Source organism: Zobellia alginiliquefaciens, from assembly GCF_029323795.1.
GTDB lineage: Bacteria > Bacteroidota > Bacteroidia > Flavobacteriales > Flavobacteriaceae > Zobellia > Zobellia alginiliquefaciens.
This window is the reverse complement of sequence record NZ_CP119758.1, coordinates 2406723-2420107: the sequence shown is the minus strand read 5'-3', so window position 1 is coordinate 2420107 and position 13385 is coordinate 2406723. Positions and strand designations below refer to the sequence as shown.

Here is a 13385-nt window from a genome sequence, read left to right as displayed (position 1 = left end):
CTTAGAACACATCATACTAACGCCTAATCACTAACACCTATTACCCTCTATTACATTTCAACACAAACACTTTAGTTTCTTACCCTTATGCCGTATCTTTGTTCTTTAGAATGATTTTATATAATGAAGATTGATAAAAAAGAAGTTTTAAGAGCACTAGAGAATATTACCGTACCCGGTGAGGGCCAAAATATGGTAGAAAGCGGTGCAGTTAAAAATATACAGATTTTTGGAGATGAGGTTGAAGTGGATATTACCATTGGCAACCCTAGTTTACAGGCCAGAAAAAAAACCGAGGTGGAGATTCTAAAAATCATACACCGTGAGGTTTACGAAAAGGCTAAGATAAAAGTCAACATTAAGGTAGATGCTCCAGCAAAACCTAAGGCCAATGAAATAAAGGGCAAACCATTACCCGGCATCAAAAATATAATAGCCGTTGCTTCCGGTAAAGGTGGTGTAGGTAAATCTACGGTTACTGCAAATTTAGCGGTAACCTTGGCTAAAATGGGCTTTAAAGTAGGCGTTTTAGATGCTGACATTTACGGTCCTTCCATGCCAATAATGTTTGATGTTCCTATGGAAAAGCCTTTGGCTGTTAATGTTGATGGAAAATCAAAAATGAAACCGGTAGAGAATTATGGCGTAAAGATGTTATCCATTGGTTTTTTCACCCAGCCCAACCAAGCGGTAATCTGGCGTGGTCCAATGGCTGCAAAAGCGTTGAATCAAATGATTTTTGATGCACATTGGGGCGAATTGGATTTTATGCTTATCGACCTTCCTCCGGGAACAGGAGATATTCATTTGAGCATCATGCAAGCTATGCCCGTAACTGGAGCCGTAGTGGTAAGCACACCTCAGAACGTTGCTTTGGCAGATGCCAGAAAAGGGGTTGCTATGTTTCAACAAGACTCTATAAATGTTCCTGTTTTGGGAATTGTAGAGAATATGGCTTATTTTACACCAGACGAGCTTCCTGATAATAAGTATTACATTTTTGGTAAGGAAGGCGCAAAAAATCTGTCTGAAGATTTAGACGTACCTTTCTTGGGCGAGATTCCTCTAGTTCAGAGCATACGAGAAGCCGGAGACGTAGGAAGACCAGCAGCAATGCAAACTGCTACTCCTGTGGAAGAAGCCTTTGAAGAAATCACAAAAAATGTGGTACAAGAGGTTGTGGGCAGAAACAAAAGTCTTCCCCCAACCGAAGCAATTAAAATAACAACTATGGCAGGCTGTTCTGCCGTTAAGAAAAAATAATATGGCCTCAGAAGAATTAACACTGAAAGTAGAAAAAGCACTAGAGGAAATCCGTCCTTTTTTGCAGAGCGATGGTGGAGATATATCTTTGGTTTCCATAGATAACGAAAATTCCGTTAAAGTGAGATTAGAAGGGGCTTGCGTGGGTTGCAGCGTTAACCAGATGACCTTAAAGAGTGGTGTGGAAATGACTATTAAAAAGCATGCGCCACAAATTGAAGAAGTGATAAATATTGGCGTTTAACACGCTGATTTTTATCATTTTATTTCTGACCTTTTAACACTAATTTCGTCCAAAATTTATGCAAAACTCAATGATCAAGACAGACATATTGATTATAGGAGCTGGCCCAACAGGGCTTTTTGCCGTTTTTGAGGCAGGTCTACTAAAGCTCAAATGTCATTTAATAGATGCCCTACCACAAGCAGGTGGACAATGCTCCGAGATTTATCCTAAAAAACCAATTTACGACATACCAGGCTTTCCTGAAGTGTTGGCAGGGGATTTAGTGAACAATCTTATGGATCAAATAAAACCTTTTGAACCTGGCTTTACTTTAGGCGAAAGGGCTCAGACTATAGAAAAACTAGAGGATGGCACCTTCATAGTTACCACAAATAAAGGCACCAAACATCATGCACCCGTTGTTGCTATTGCTGGTGGTCTGGGCAGTTTTGAACCTAGAAAACCATTACTCCAGAATCTTAAAAAGTATGAAGACAATGGAGTTTCATACATCATAAAGGACCCTGAAGTCTATCGTGACAAAAAAGTGGTAATTGCAGGAGGTGGAGATTCCGCGCTAGACTGGAGTATATTTTTAGCCGATGTTGCTGCCGAGGTCACTTTGGTTCATCGTAGAAATGAATTTAGGGGTGCTTTAGACTCCGTGGAAAAAGTACAGCAGCTTAAAAACGAAGGGAAAATCAATTTGATTACCCCGGCTGAAATCGTAGCATTAAAAGGTGATGACAAGTTAGAGGCGGTTTCCATTAGAAAAACAACAAATCCCGATGAGGATGTTACCTTAGAAGTTGATAATTTTGTGCCGCTTTTTGGGCTTTCTCCAAAATTAGGCCCCATTGCTGATTGGGGACTGGAAATAGAGAAAAATGCCATTAAAGTAAACACATTTGATTATCAGACCAACGTGCCGGGAATTTATGCCATAGGCGATGTAAATACCTATCCTGGGAAGTTAAAACTGATTCTTTGTGGTTTCCACGAAGCCACCTTAATGTGCCAAAGCGCTTATCAGCGTATTTATCCTGATAAGAAATATGTAATGAAATATACAACCGTAGGCGGTGTAACCGGTTTTGACGGAAGTAAAAAAGAAGCACCTAAGGCAGTTGTAAAGAGTATAAATTAGGAAGCTAGGTATATAGGAATTAGGAGTTAGTTCTTAAAACTATAACATAGAAGCATATGGCAGTTAAAAGGTTTGAAGATGTATTGGTGTGGCAGAAAGCACAAGATTTTGCTGTTGTTATCTACCAAAAGTTTTCAAACTCCAAAGACTATTCTTTTAAAGACCAAATTCTAAGAGCATCGATATCAATTTCTAACAATATAGCCGAAGGGTTTGACAGACGCACGAATCCTGATTTTATTCGATTTTTATATTTTGCAACAAGTTCAAATAGCGAGGTACGTTCCATGTTATATCTTTCCAAGAGACTTCATTTTTTAAGAATCACCGGAAACAACAGAGTTAATCAAACAGTCTAACGAAATTTCTAGAATGCTCTTTGGACTTATACAATCAATGACCCCAAGAAAGTCAACCAATTCATAAAAACTAACACCTAATCCCTAACTACTAATTCCTTTTCTAATGTCCGATATAAAAATAAAAATAACCGACCGCGACGGAGTTGCCCATGAGGTAGATGCCCCAACCGATATGAACATGAATCTTATGGAGGTTGTTCGTTCCTACGAATTGGCCCCTGAAGGAACTATTGGAATCTGTGGAGGTATGGCCATGTGTGCTTCTTGCCAGTGCTATGTAGAGTCTGACCATGCGCTTCCTGAAAAATCAGATGATGAAGATGCTATGCTAGCGGAAGCCTTTGATGTGAAAGACAACAGCCGTCTGGGCTGTCAAATTCACATGACCCCAGATTTAGATGGGTTAGAAGTGGAATTAGCTCCTGAGAGTTAAATCCTTGCCTGATAAGTAAATAGATTAAAATACCTACCTTCCTTAGCAATAAGCGCATCGTGGGTGCCTTCTTCGGCAATTCTTCCATTTTCGATAACTAAAATCTGATTCGCTTTTCTGATTGTACTTAATCTGTGTGCGATTACAAATGTGGTACGTCCTTCGGTAAGGGCGGCCAAACTCTTTTGTATCAATGCCTCACTTTCGGTATCCAAATTAGAAGTAGCTTCATCTAAAATCAAGATTTTAGGGTCCGCCAAAACAGCCCTTGCAATAGCAATACGCTGGCGTTGACCACCCGATAGTTTCACGCCTCGTTCCCCTATCAACGTATCCAATCCGTCATCGAACCGATCCGTAAATTCATTTACATATGCCGCTTTAACAGCCTGCTGTAATTGCTCTTCGGAAGCATTAGGCCGCGGAAAAAGAATGTTCTCCCGTATGGTTCCCTCAAAAAGAAAATCGTCTTGCAAAACAACCCCCAAATGCTGCCGGAAGCTATTCAAGTTCACTTTTGAGACATCCTTGCCATCTATAGTAATTTTACCTGACTGTGGATTTAGAAAAGTAGCCGCTAACCCGGCAATTGTAGATTTCCCAGAGCCAGAACTCCCTACTAGAGCCACTACGTTACCTGACTTTACCTCAAAATTAATATTATGGAGCACTTCTTTATCTTCTTCATACGAAAAAGAAACATCGTCAAAAACAATATCGCCTTGAACATCATCCAGAACAATTGTTCGGTTTTCTTCATCAGATTCAGGAGTCATGTTCATGAGTTCTTCCGTACGGTCCAACCCGGCCAAGGCTTCGGTTAACTGACTTCCTATATTGCTCATTTGTACTATGGGCGCTACCATCAATCCCAACAAAAAAGTAAAGGTTAAAAATTCACCGACAGTCAATTCATCCATCATGATTTTATAACCTCCAATACCCATAATTCCGGTTGTGGCAATCCCTAAAAGAAAGGTTGAGGAACTGGTCATAAAAGCGGTAGCCGTCAAACTCTTTTTCACATTTTGAAAAAGACGATCAACCCCTTCTTCAAATATTTTATTTTCTTGTATCTCGGCATTAAAACCTTTAATTACCCGTACACCTCCTAAAGTTTCGGTAAGTCTACCTTTAACTTCGGCATTTATCTTTCCCCGGTTCCTAAAAATAGGTCTAATAATCTTAAATGCCTTCAAGGCTATAACGGCAAAAATAGCTAAAGGCACCAAGGTAAAAACAGTCATGGTCCAGCTTATGCGCAAAAGTAATATGAGCGAAACTACAGCCGTAATAGTACCGCCCACCAATTGTACCAAACCGGTACCGATTAAATTACGAACGCCCTCAACATCGCTCATAATACGGGAAACCAAAGCTCCCGACTTTGCATTATCAAAAAAACGAATAGGCAAAGAGAGTACTTTTTTCTGTACTTGCGCCCGAAGTTCGGAAATCAAAAATTGCGCCTGTACGCTCAAAATTTTAGTCAACAAAAACGACGTAACCGCCTGTACCAAAATGGCCAACGCAACCAGTCCCACGAGCAGCTTCAAAAACTCGATATCCTTATTGGGTATAATATCGTCCATCAAATACTTTAGGGACATTGGAGCCACAAAACTTGCCGCTTTACTAATTACAATGAGAAGTAGTCCAATAAAAACTAAATTTCGTCTAGGCCAAATAATGGTCTTAAACGCGGTAAGTATACTAACTTTTTTTTCGGCCATGGAAGAAGGTTTGAAGAGGCCAAAGTTACGGTAAAAAGTGGTACTCCACTTTTTAGGATTGTTATCTAAATCACAAACTGTTCAAATAGAAACGCAATTAAAGTCTATACCAAATAGAAAAAAAACTATTAATCCTCCTCTTTAGTAATAATCAAGGTAGCTTTAGAACCCTCGGAGAGCAACCATTTATTAGCGTAAATTAGTTCCCCTTTATCATCATAAACGTTTACCTGAGCGGTATTAGGTGCGGAAGTTCCGGTGTTAAGAGCCTCAAAATCTACACGATTAAACCCTTTTTTCAAATCTATATTTACGCCTTTAAAAGAACCTGTTAAAAGGATATTAGGGTCAACAACATCCCCATTGACATAAATTTTTATACGGTCGCCATCTACATTTTCATGGTCTCGACAAACAATACCAACAAATTTGCCATTGTTTTTTACATCGCCCATGTACATATCCGGGAAATGCTGCTTTGAACCTTCCTTAGGTTGTATTGGTCCAACTTTAGGGTCAATTTTCATGCCTGCTCCCGCCTGCACTAATTCTCGGTCATCAATCATCTTAACCGGATTCCGTTTTGCAAAATCCAATTCAACCTGAGGTTGATCATCAACTACAGAAGGAATTTTCAAAGATGTTCCTTCATTAGGCTTAGCATTATCATCTATTTTATTGGCTGCATCTATTTTTAAATCTTTCTTTTGAGGAATATCGGTCTGTGCCATCCCTGAAAAGGAAAACAGCATAACAGCTAATACCAATACCGAATAGTTTTTGATCATCGAATTAAAAAAATCAAGATAAAGATAACAAATACCCTGCCACGGGGGCTTAACGCAATGTTAAAACGATAAATTACTGAAAATCGTATCGGCAATTAACTTATGACCGCTCCTATTAGGATGAATAGGGTCTTTGCCATAACACTCTTTTTGACCATTAAAAAGAGGTTTACGAATGTTTATCTCGGCATTTGCATATGGGTGATGCATTTCTAAAATGATATTGGTAAACTCTTGTAACACCTCTGCATCATACTTCGGATATGGGTTTTTGTAGCTATATGAATTTCCCTCATGAGCTTTTGCTGCTAAATTGGCCAAAGGAGGTGGAGTAAGCAAAATAGTAGGAATATCTCTTTGCCTCATTTTTTCTAGGAAGGAATAAACTCCTATTTTAAAACTTCTAAATAATTTCTCGGAAGGTTTACCATAAATCCCATCATTGATTCCATAACAGAAAAGTGCCACATCTATCTTATTTTTATCTAAAATAGTATCTAACCGCTCAAAAAGATACGGTCTGGGCCCTGGGTGGTCTTTCTCCGTGAGTCCGCTTACGGTCTCACTACTTTTTCCAAAGTTGATAAAAGTAATATTGAGTTCCGGCTTTTCTATATTGAATTTTTCCTGAAGCATTTCAACATAACCATGACCTCCCGCGTACGTAATGCTATCACCAAAGCAACCCACGACCTGATTTTTCTTCAATTGAAACTTAGAGTGGTCAAAACAGCCCATGAGACTAGTTCCTGCAATAGCTAGGGCCGTTCTGTTTATAAATTGTCTTCTCTTCATCATCGTGCAATGATTCGTAGTTTTTATATAAAAATATCAAGAATAAGAACCCCAATAAGCCCCATAACACCAACAGTGGTTTCCATAACTGTCCATGTTTTTAAAGTATCTTTTACCGAAAGATTAAAATACTCTTTATAGAGCCAAAACCCACTGTCATTAACATGCGATAACATTAAACTACCCGAACCGATAGCCAAAACCATTAATTCCGGACTAACATCTGTATTCGCAATTAACGGCAATACAATACCTGCAGCCGTAAGTCCTGCTACAGTTGCAGAGCCTACACAGACCCGTATAACAGTAGCAATTAACCATGCTAAAATTAATGGCGAAACGGTTGACCCCTTTAGCATTTCCCCTATGTAGTCGCTTACACCACTATCTATAAGTACTTGTTTTAAAGCCCCTGCTCCTGCTATAATAAGAAGTACCATGGTAATGCCGGATACAGCACTTCCAACAGAGTCCATTACATCTTTCATTTTTTTGCCCCTTGCCAATCCTAAAGTATAAATGGCCACTAAAACCGATATAAGCATAGCCATTACGGGATTGCCTAAAATATCCGTTGCTTTTCTAATTGCATTTTCTTCAGGAAGTATCAGAGCTATAACCGATGCAAAAGCTATAAGAATTACAGGAAGCAAAGCCGTTACAATACTGATAGCCGTACTGGGCATCTCATCATCCGTTAAGATTTTTGGGTTCAAAAATTCTTTTAAAGGCGTGGCCTCCACATTTTTTATTGAGCGTGACAAAAGAGGTCCTGCCACAATAATAGCTGGTATGGCCACGATAATACCGTACAATAGCGTTTTACCTATATCCGCATTAAAAATAACGGCAATACCTGTAGGTGCCGGGTGCGGCGGAAGATATCCGTGGGTTACTGAAAGGGAAGCCAACATAGGCAATCCTACATAAATTAAGGGAAGTCCCGTAGCGGCGGCAACTGTAAAAACAAGTGGAATTAATATTACAAAGCCAACGGTATAGAACATGGGGATACCTACAATAAAACCTGTTAATACCACAGCCCACTGAATGTGTTTTTTTCCAAATTTCTCTACCATTTGCGTGGTGATACGTTGTGCGGCACCGCTATCTGCCACCAATTTACCTAACATGGCCCCAAGACCAAGAATTAGAATTAGATACCCCAAAGTATTACCAATACCGGATTGAATAGATTTGGTAACCGTTTCAAAATCCATCCCCTCAGCAACGCCTACCAATAGGGAAACGATAATAAAGGCGATAAAGGCGTTGAGTTTAAAGCGAGCAATTAAAATGAAAAGAATGAAAATTCCGGCAATTACAATAGCAAGTGGCATGGGCTAGATTGGTATTAAGCCCTCTAAGATAATAAAATAGATAACAAATGAAACTTGAAAAAACGGACTTACGACCTTCTTTTTTTTAATAATGACTTCTATATTTTACGAATAGTTTTCCGAAAGCATTTTAAGTACATGAACCGCTTTTTCAGCATCTTTTCTATCCACAAAAACATGGTCGTGATAGTAGGCCGCAACCACATTGCAACTTATATTGTATTTTGCCAATTCTGAGGAAAACAGAGCAGTAAGACCAACTCCTTCTAATAATAAGAGATAATTGGTGGAAAGTACGAATGGACAGCTACCATTCACCGTTCAACAGGTTCGATACGACCAACGAGAACCGAAAAGTATTCAACTATCTCGACATTATTATAACCCTGAAAAAATTTAAAATTAAAACAAGAAAAACAACTTCCCAAATATTTTAAGTGGTGAGATTAGTCATATCTCTTGTCAGAAACTTGATTGTCGTTTTTAAACACACGCTCCTGCTTTAACTCTCCGCTCTCTTTATAATATTTCCATGTCCCCTCACGTTGGTCTTTTATGTACTGACCGTCTAACGCCAGTTTTCCACTAGGGTAGTATTCCTTATAGATTCCATCGGTAATACCATTCTTATATTCCCGTTCTACATATTTGTTGCCGCTACGGTAATTATAAGTAACATCTACACCTTGTAGGTGACCATCGACATAAGGTGTGTGTCTAATTATCATCCCTTTTTCATTAAACTTATCCAGTGCCCCAATTGGGCCTTTATCATTGTAGGTAGCTGAAAGCGCCAATTTTCCGTTGTCGTGGTATTTTTTTTCCATTACCCTGACACCGTTCTCGTAGATTTCCTCATTTTTTTTAAAACCGTTTTCGAAGTATTCGGTAAGGGAATACGATTTGGGTCCGGAATAGACTTTTACCGATATTTTCTGATTATCACCCTTTGTTTTTTCCCAAGTCCCCGTTGGGTCGTTATTTTTATAATACTCAATGGTTGTGGACGTTACAGCTCCATTATAATTCCGTGAGGTTTGCACCCATTTTCCTTCTTTTAAGCCCTCATTGTAGTTTTCTATTTGATATACTCCGTGCTCATTCCTGTATATCCATTCCCCATCCGGTTCACCATTTTTATAAGCATAGGTATTCAGTACGCTACCATCTTGAGAATAAGTCTCTCCTTTTCCATTACCAATACCTTCAGCAAAGGTCGAGTAAAATTCAAGTCTACCAGAGCTATCGTAACCTTCCCATTTGCCATCAGGTTTTCCATCTATAAATGTAGCCTCACTATAAGCTCCGGACCTTTCCGCAATCTTAAACGTACCATTGAGCACCTTATCATCCTGTCCATAATAAACGATTTCTTTACCAAATTTAGCTGTACGTACGTATTCTATAGTGGGTACGCTTTTTTGTGCGGTAGATGAAACAGTTACCGTCGTTATCAATAATAAGGTCAATAAACTTTTAAAGATTTTCTTAATAATGTTTTTCATAGTTTGATTATTATTGAGGGTTTACTAAACGAGCCTTTGTGCCAAACAAATAACGAGCATATATAACATTTATTTTTTTTGGAAAAATATTTATTTTGAATCAACTGGTACCACAAAACATTACAAAATCATGACTTCGAGCGGCCAACTCACGCCGCTGCTAGTTTCTTTGCCCTCCAAATTTTCAAAATATCTTTTTACGGAAAGATTAGAATATTGTTTCTGGATTAGATAACCGTAGCTTGAAAACAAAAAGCAATGAGTAAAATTTTCGAGGCAACATTCAAAAGGGTAATTCGTTATCCCTTTTACGAATAACCTTCAGATAGTCCTTTTAAAACTACAACCGCTTTTTCAGCATCTTTTCTATCCACAAAAATATGGTCGTGATAGTAGGCCGCAACCACATTACAACTTATATTGTGTTTTGCCAATTCTGAGGAAAACAGAGCAGTAAGGCCAACTCCTTCTAAAGATGAATGGATTTCCAAAGTTATCCAAGAAGCTACGTATTCATACGAAAGTTTCAAAGCATCGGCTTTTTGCTTGGCAATTATTACCGTACTACCTTCTTTCTCTTTAAACTCAGAAAGGATATCCGCCCTTGAAATTAGGCTTGCATTCGTTAAGGTTGCAAATACATATTCCCCTTCGTTCAACTTTGGGGTCATGCCTTTTATCATTTTCGCTAGGTCTTTTTCTCCTGCCATTGTAATGATTGCATATAAAATCTAAATTTACATTACTTTACACACTTGTACAACCCAAATTAAACACCATAAAAAAGCGACAAAATGAAACAATACTTCTTTTCACCTTGTCGCCATAAAAATTTAAAATCTATTAGTTCTCCAAGTATCCAAATTTGCCGTTATTGAAGTCGTGAAAAGCCTGCATCAGCTCTTCTCTGGTATTCATAACAAACGGACCGTGAGCAGCAATAGGCTCGTTTAGGGGATCGCCACTTAAAACCAAGACTAATGCATCTTCAGAAGCTTCTACCGTAAAATTCTCCCCGTCATTGGCCATCAACACCAAATGATCCGTAGGGGCATGATCTGTACCATTTACCGTAACACTACCTTCAATAACCAAAAGAACGGTATTATAGTTCTCCGGAAACGAAAAATCCACTTTACCTCCTTTTTCCAATCTGGCATTAAACATATTAATTGGAGTAAATGTAGAAGCCGCACCTTTTACCGCATTGTATTCTCCCGCAATTACCTCAACCTCCCCCGTTTTGTTCGGAAGTTTGAACCGGTTTAGATTTTCCTTTTTTATTGCTTGATATTTGGGTTCGCTCATTTTATCTTTTTTAGGCAAATTCACCCAAAGCTGTACCATTTGAAAGTCGCCCCCTTTTTTTGCCCATTCTTCTTCATGGTATTCTTTGTGCAAAACACCACTTGCAGCAGTCATCCATTGTACATCACCTTCACTAATCACCCCTCCGCCACCACTACTGTCATGGTGAGCCACTTTGCCTTTGTAAGCAATAGTGACGGTTTCAAAACCTCTATGTGGATGTACGTCAACACCCCTAGGGGAATCTGTTGCAGAAAAATGAAACTTTGAATTGTAGTCCATCATAATAAATGGATTCATTCGCTCCATATCCAATCTAAAACCGCTGGGTATGAAATTATGCACTCTAAAACCATCTCCAACAAAATGTGGGTCTTTTGGTTTTACCACTAATTCTACTGTTCTTGTTTTCATGTCTTTATCATTTTATACTACAAATTTATTGCGATAAACCAAGCCGTACATTGATGTATGGTAAGAAGCTATTTTTTAAAATGTTTTTGCGCAAGACCCTTTCTAACTCTGCTTAAACTTTCTGGAGTAACACCTAAATAGGATGCTACCATTGTTTGTGGTACTCGCAAAAGAATATCTGGATACATTTTCACAAACTGCAAATACCTTTCTTCTGCCGATGCACTGAGAAGTCCGTTTACTCTCTTCTGTAAGTGCCGAATATGATTATGAAGAAGCCGATTATTAAAATCAGAAAAAGATGGAATATTTTTAGATAACTGTTGAATAAAAGCATCGTTTAACAACACCACCCTACTAGCCTCTAAAGCTTGTATATAATATGCTGAAGGCGAATTAAAATAACTGCTTTCACGATCCGTTACAAACCAATTTTCCGGGGCAAAAGCAATTACATGCTCTTTACCCTTATTGTCTATAGAGTACTGCCTTAACAGGCCTTTTTCAACAAAAAAAGTGTGCTCACAACGTTCATTTTTACGTAATAAGAATGTATCTTTTTGGATTGATTTTTTCTTACAATTCTCAAGTATTGCAAAAATCTCACCCTCGTCAACATTTAGGTTTGTCGTTAAAAAAGTCTTTAAAGTAGTGCCGTCCATTCCTTTTATTCAATTTTAATCTCTAAACTAAACAAAAGAGAACAGACATCTCTTTTTCCTATTCAACTTTAAACTAGGAAACAGGGTTATTTGGGCATATTCAATGGCACAGTAAATTTAAAGTCACTGCCTTCCCCCAATGTACTTTCCGCCCAGATTTTTCCTCCTAGTTTTTCTACAAACTCCTTACAGAGCACTAGACCAAAACCGGAACCTTTTTCGTCTGCCGTGCCCACGCAGGCCATATTGGTATTAATGCCAAATAATCTTTTACAAGTATCTGAACTCATACCAACGCCATTGTCAGAAACCGTCACTTCTACGTGGGTGTCGCTCAGTGCAGTGGACAAATTTATATTTCCACCTGGTTTTGTAAATTTAATAGCATTTGAGACCAGATTACGCACTACCGTTCTTATCATTTTATCATCAGAACGCACCTCTATAGCTTCAACTTTAGAATAATTTAGAGTTATATCCTTGGTTTTTGCTATAGTCTCGTATAATTCTAAAGTTTCATTTATTATTTGATGAACACAAACACTTTTTGATTCCAGTTCTAGTTGACCCATTTGAGATTTTGCCCAATTCAAAAGATTATCTAAGAGGTTAAGGCTGTTTTTAGTGGTCCTATCGATTAATTCTAAATACTCGTTAGATTGTGCAACATCATTCTTTTGAATCGAATCCCCCAACAAATCTGATAACAAACTGATATTATTAAACGGACTTCTTAAATCATGTGCTATAATCGAAAATAGTTTATCCTTGGTATCTCCAACTTTCCTTAATTGGGTTTCGCTTTTACGTAAATCTTCTTCTGCTTTTTTATTTTCGGATATGTCGCGAAGCACACACACAAGAAATTTATGACCTTTTTCATCAATGAATCGTGATTTCCTAGTGGAAATAATTTTTGACTTCCCTCCTCTAACCGTAATTTTTTCCTCTACAACACTTTCAATACCGCTTTCCAAAACTTGTTGGTCAACTTTTAAAAAAGACTCAGCTTCCTCTGGGGCAAAATCTTCTGCAAGGGTTTTTCCTAGAATGTCTTTACGAGAAAGCCCCATCATCTTGCAGAAAGCATCATTGACAATTACCAATCTACTCTGGGCATCTTTTACAAATACCGAATCACCCATGTGATCCAAAACAGTTTGGGTGTATATTTTATCTTTATTAAAATGACTATTTACATTAAGCGGTTTGTTCATTCTACGGTTTACGGTTGTTACATTTAAAGAAAGGGACTGGACATTATTAATTGCACGAGGTATAGTTCTAAGCTATCTCGTGTATTTCTATGGGGGAGTAGAAAACTGCTAATCAATGCATAGCAGCCTTTAAATTTAAGATTTTTTTTAACAACTTGTAGAAATCACTGCCGATTGAATCTAAAAAATTCG

The 13385-nt window shown here is 38.2% G+C and carries 15 protein-coding genes; 5 read left to right on the top strand and 10 right to left on the bottom strand.

What is annotated here, in order from left to right:
- Nucleotides 1-123: 123 nt before the first annotated feature.
- The 5 genes from P0077_RS10235 (at nt 124) to P0077_RS10215 (ending at nt 3431) form a co-directional block, all read left to right on the top strand.
- Nucleotides 124-1263 (top strand): Mrp/NBP35 family ATP-binding protein, encoded by a 1140-nt coding sequence (locus P0077_RS10235; RefSeq protein WP_276169081.1) that lies wholly within the window; start codon nt 124-126, stop codon nt 1261-1263.
- 1 nt (nt 1264) lies between these two features.
- Nucleotides 1265-1507 (top strand): NifU family protein, encoded by a 243-nt coding sequence (locus P0077_RS10230; RefSeq protein ID WP_276169080.1) that lies wholly within the window; start codon nt 1265-1267, stop codon nt 1505-1507.
- 70 nt (nt 1508-1577) lie between these two features.
- Nucleotides 1578-2636: an NAD(P)/FAD-dependent oxidoreductase gene (locus P0077_RS10225; RefSeq protein ID WP_276169079.1), complete on the top strand. Its 1059-nt coding sequence runs from the start codon at nt 1578-1580 to the stop codon at nt 2634-2636.
- A gap of 56 nt (nt 2637-2692) precedes the next feature.
- Nucleotides 2693-2995, top strand: a complete 303-nt coding sequence (locus P0077_RS10220; RefSeq protein WP_276169078.1) for a four helix bundle protein — start codon at nt 2693-2695, stop codon at nt 2993-2995.
- Nucleotides 2996-3101: 106 nt separating this feature from the next.
- Nucleotides 3102-3431, top strand: a complete 330-nt coding sequence (locus P0077_RS10215) for a 2Fe-2S iron-sulfur cluster-binding protein (protein WP_276169077.1) — start codon at nt 3102-3104, stop codon at nt 3429-3431.
- Here the strand turns inward: P0077_RS10215 and P0077_RS10210 are convergent.
- The 10 genes from P0077_RS10210 to P0077_RS10165 all read right to left on the bottom strand — a co-directional run bounded on the left by P0077_RS10210 (nt 3428) and on the right by P0077_RS10165 (nt 13193).
- Nucleotides 3428-5164 carry an ABC transporter ATP-binding protein gene (locus P0077_RS10210; protein ID WP_276169076.1) on the bottom strand — a complete coding sequence of 579 codons (1737 nt, stop codon included), beginning with the start codon at nt 5162-5164 and terminating at the stop codon, nt 3428-3430. The two genes, P0077_RS10215 and P0077_RS10210, sit on opposite strands and share 4 nt — an antisense overlap.
- A 128-nt stretch (nt 5165-5292) precedes the next feature.
- Complete coding sequence (locus P0077_RS10205) at nt 5293-5952, bottom strand: hypothetical protein (RefSeq protein WP_276169075.1); 660 nt, start codon at nt 5950-5952, stop codon at nt 5293-5295.
- 60 nt (nt 5953-6012) lie between these two features.
- Nucleotides 6013-6750, bottom strand: a complete 738-nt coding sequence (locus P0077_RS10200) for a GDSL-type esterase/lipase family protein (protein ID WP_276169074.1) — start codon at nt 6748-6750, stop codon at nt 6013-6015.
- 20 nt (nt 6751-6770) lie between these two features.
- Nucleotides 6771-8087 (bottom strand): gluconate:H+ symporter, encoded by a 1317-nt coding sequence (locus tag P0077_RS10195; protein ID WP_276169073.1) that lies wholly within the window; start codon nt 8085-8087, stop codon nt 6771-6773.
- Nucleotides 8088-8192: 105 nt separating this feature from the next.
- Nucleotides 8193-8405 (bottom strand): ACT domain-containing protein, encoded by a 213-nt coding sequence (locus P0077_RS10190; protein ID WP_276169072.1) that lies wholly within the window; start codon nt 8403-8405, stop codon nt 8193-8195.
- A 128-nt stretch (nt 8406-8533) separates the two neighbouring features.
- Complete coding sequence (locus tag P0077_RS10185) at nt 8534-9592, bottom strand: toxin-antitoxin system YwqK family antitoxin (protein ID WP_276169071.1); 1059 nt, start codon at nt 9590-9592, stop codon at nt 8534-8536.
- A gap of 308 nt (nt 9593-9900) precedes the next feature.
- Nucleotides 9901-10302 carry an ACT domain-containing protein gene (locus tag P0077_RS10180; RefSeq protein WP_276169070.1) on the bottom strand — a complete coding sequence of 134 codons (402 nt, stop codon included), beginning with the start codon at nt 10300-10302 and terminating at the stop codon, nt 9901-9903.
- A 133-nt stretch (nt 10303-10435) separates the two neighbouring features.
- Nucleotides 10436-11314: a pirin family protein gene (locus tag P0077_RS10175; RefSeq protein WP_276169069.1), complete on the bottom strand. Its 879-nt coding sequence runs from the start codon at nt 11312-11314 to the stop codon at nt 10436-10438.
- A 68-nt stretch (nt 11315-11382) separates the two neighbouring features.
- The gene (locus P0077_RS10170) at nt 11383-11976 is read right to left on the bottom strand and encodes a Crp/Fnr family transcriptional regulator (RefSeq protein ID WP_276169068.1); all 594 of its coding nucleotides are present in this window, start codon (nt 11974-11976) and stop codon (nt 11383-11385) included.
- Between the two features lie 86 nt (nt 11977-12062).
- The gene (locus P0077_RS10165; protein WP_276169067.1) at nt 12063-13193 is read right to left on the bottom strand and encodes a PAS domain-containing sensor histidine kinase; all 1131 of its coding nucleotides are present in this window, start codon (nt 13191-13193) and stop codon (nt 12063-12065) included.
- Nucleotides 13194-13385: the final 192 nt, after the last annotated feature.

Excerpts from the sequence above, each read along its gene's own strand:
- P0077_RS10235 (WP_276169081.1), top strand. The coding sequence starts at position 124 with ATGAAGATTGATAAAAAAGAAGTTTTAAGAGCACTAGAGAATATTACC.
- P0077_RS10230 (WP_276169080.1), top strand. The coding sequence starts at position 1,265 with ATGGCCTCAGAAGAATTAACACTGAAAGTAGAAAAAGCACTAGAGGAA.
- P0077_RS10225 (WP_276169079.1), top strand. The coding sequence starts at position 1,578 with ATGATCAAGACAGACATATTGATTATAGGAGCTGGCCCAACAGGGCTT.
- P0077_RS10220 (WP_276169078.1), top strand. The coding sequence starts at position 2,693 with ATGGCAGTTAAAAGGTTTGAAGATGTATTGGTGTGGCAGAAAGCACAA.
- P0077_RS10215 (WP_276169077.1), top strand. The coding sequence starts at position 3,102 with ATGTCCGATATAAAAATAAAAATAACCGACCGCGACGGAGTTGCCCAT.
- P0077_RS10210 (WP_276169076.1), bottom strand. The coding sequence starts at position 5,164 with ATGGCCGAAAAAAAAGTTAGTATACTTACCGCGTTTAAGACCATTATT.
- P0077_RS10205 (WP_276169075.1), bottom strand. The coding sequence starts at position 5,952 with ATGATCAAAAACTATTCGGTATTGGTATTAGCTGTTATGCTGTTTTCC.
- P0077_RS10200 (WP_276169074.1), bottom strand. The coding sequence starts at position 6,750 with ATGATGAAGAGAAGACAATTTATAAACAGAACGGCCCTAGCTATTGCA.
- P0077_RS10195 (WP_276169073.1), bottom strand. The coding sequence starts at position 8,087 with ATGCCACTTGCTATTGTAATTGCCGGAATTTTCATTCTTTTCATTTTA.
- P0077_RS10185 (WP_276169071.1), bottom strand. The coding sequence starts at position 9,592 with ATGAAAAACATTATTAAGAAAATCTTTAAAAGTTTATTGACCTTATTA.
- P0077_RS10180 (WP_276169070.1), bottom strand. The coding sequence starts at position 10,302 with ATGGCAGGAGAAAAAGACCTAGCGAAAATGATAAAAGGCATGACCCCA.
- P0077_RS10175 (WP_276169069.1), bottom strand. The coding sequence starts at position 11,314 with ATGAAAACAAGAACAGTAGAATTAGTGGTAAAACCAAAAGACCCACAT.
- P0077_RS10170 (WP_276169068.1), bottom strand. The coding sequence starts at position 11,976 with ATGGACGGCACTACTTTAAAGACTTTTTTAACGACAAACCTAAATGTT.
- P0077_RS10165 (WP_276169067.1), bottom strand. The coding sequence starts at position 13,193 with ATGAACAAACCGCTTAATGTAAATAGTCATTTTAATAAAGATAAAATA.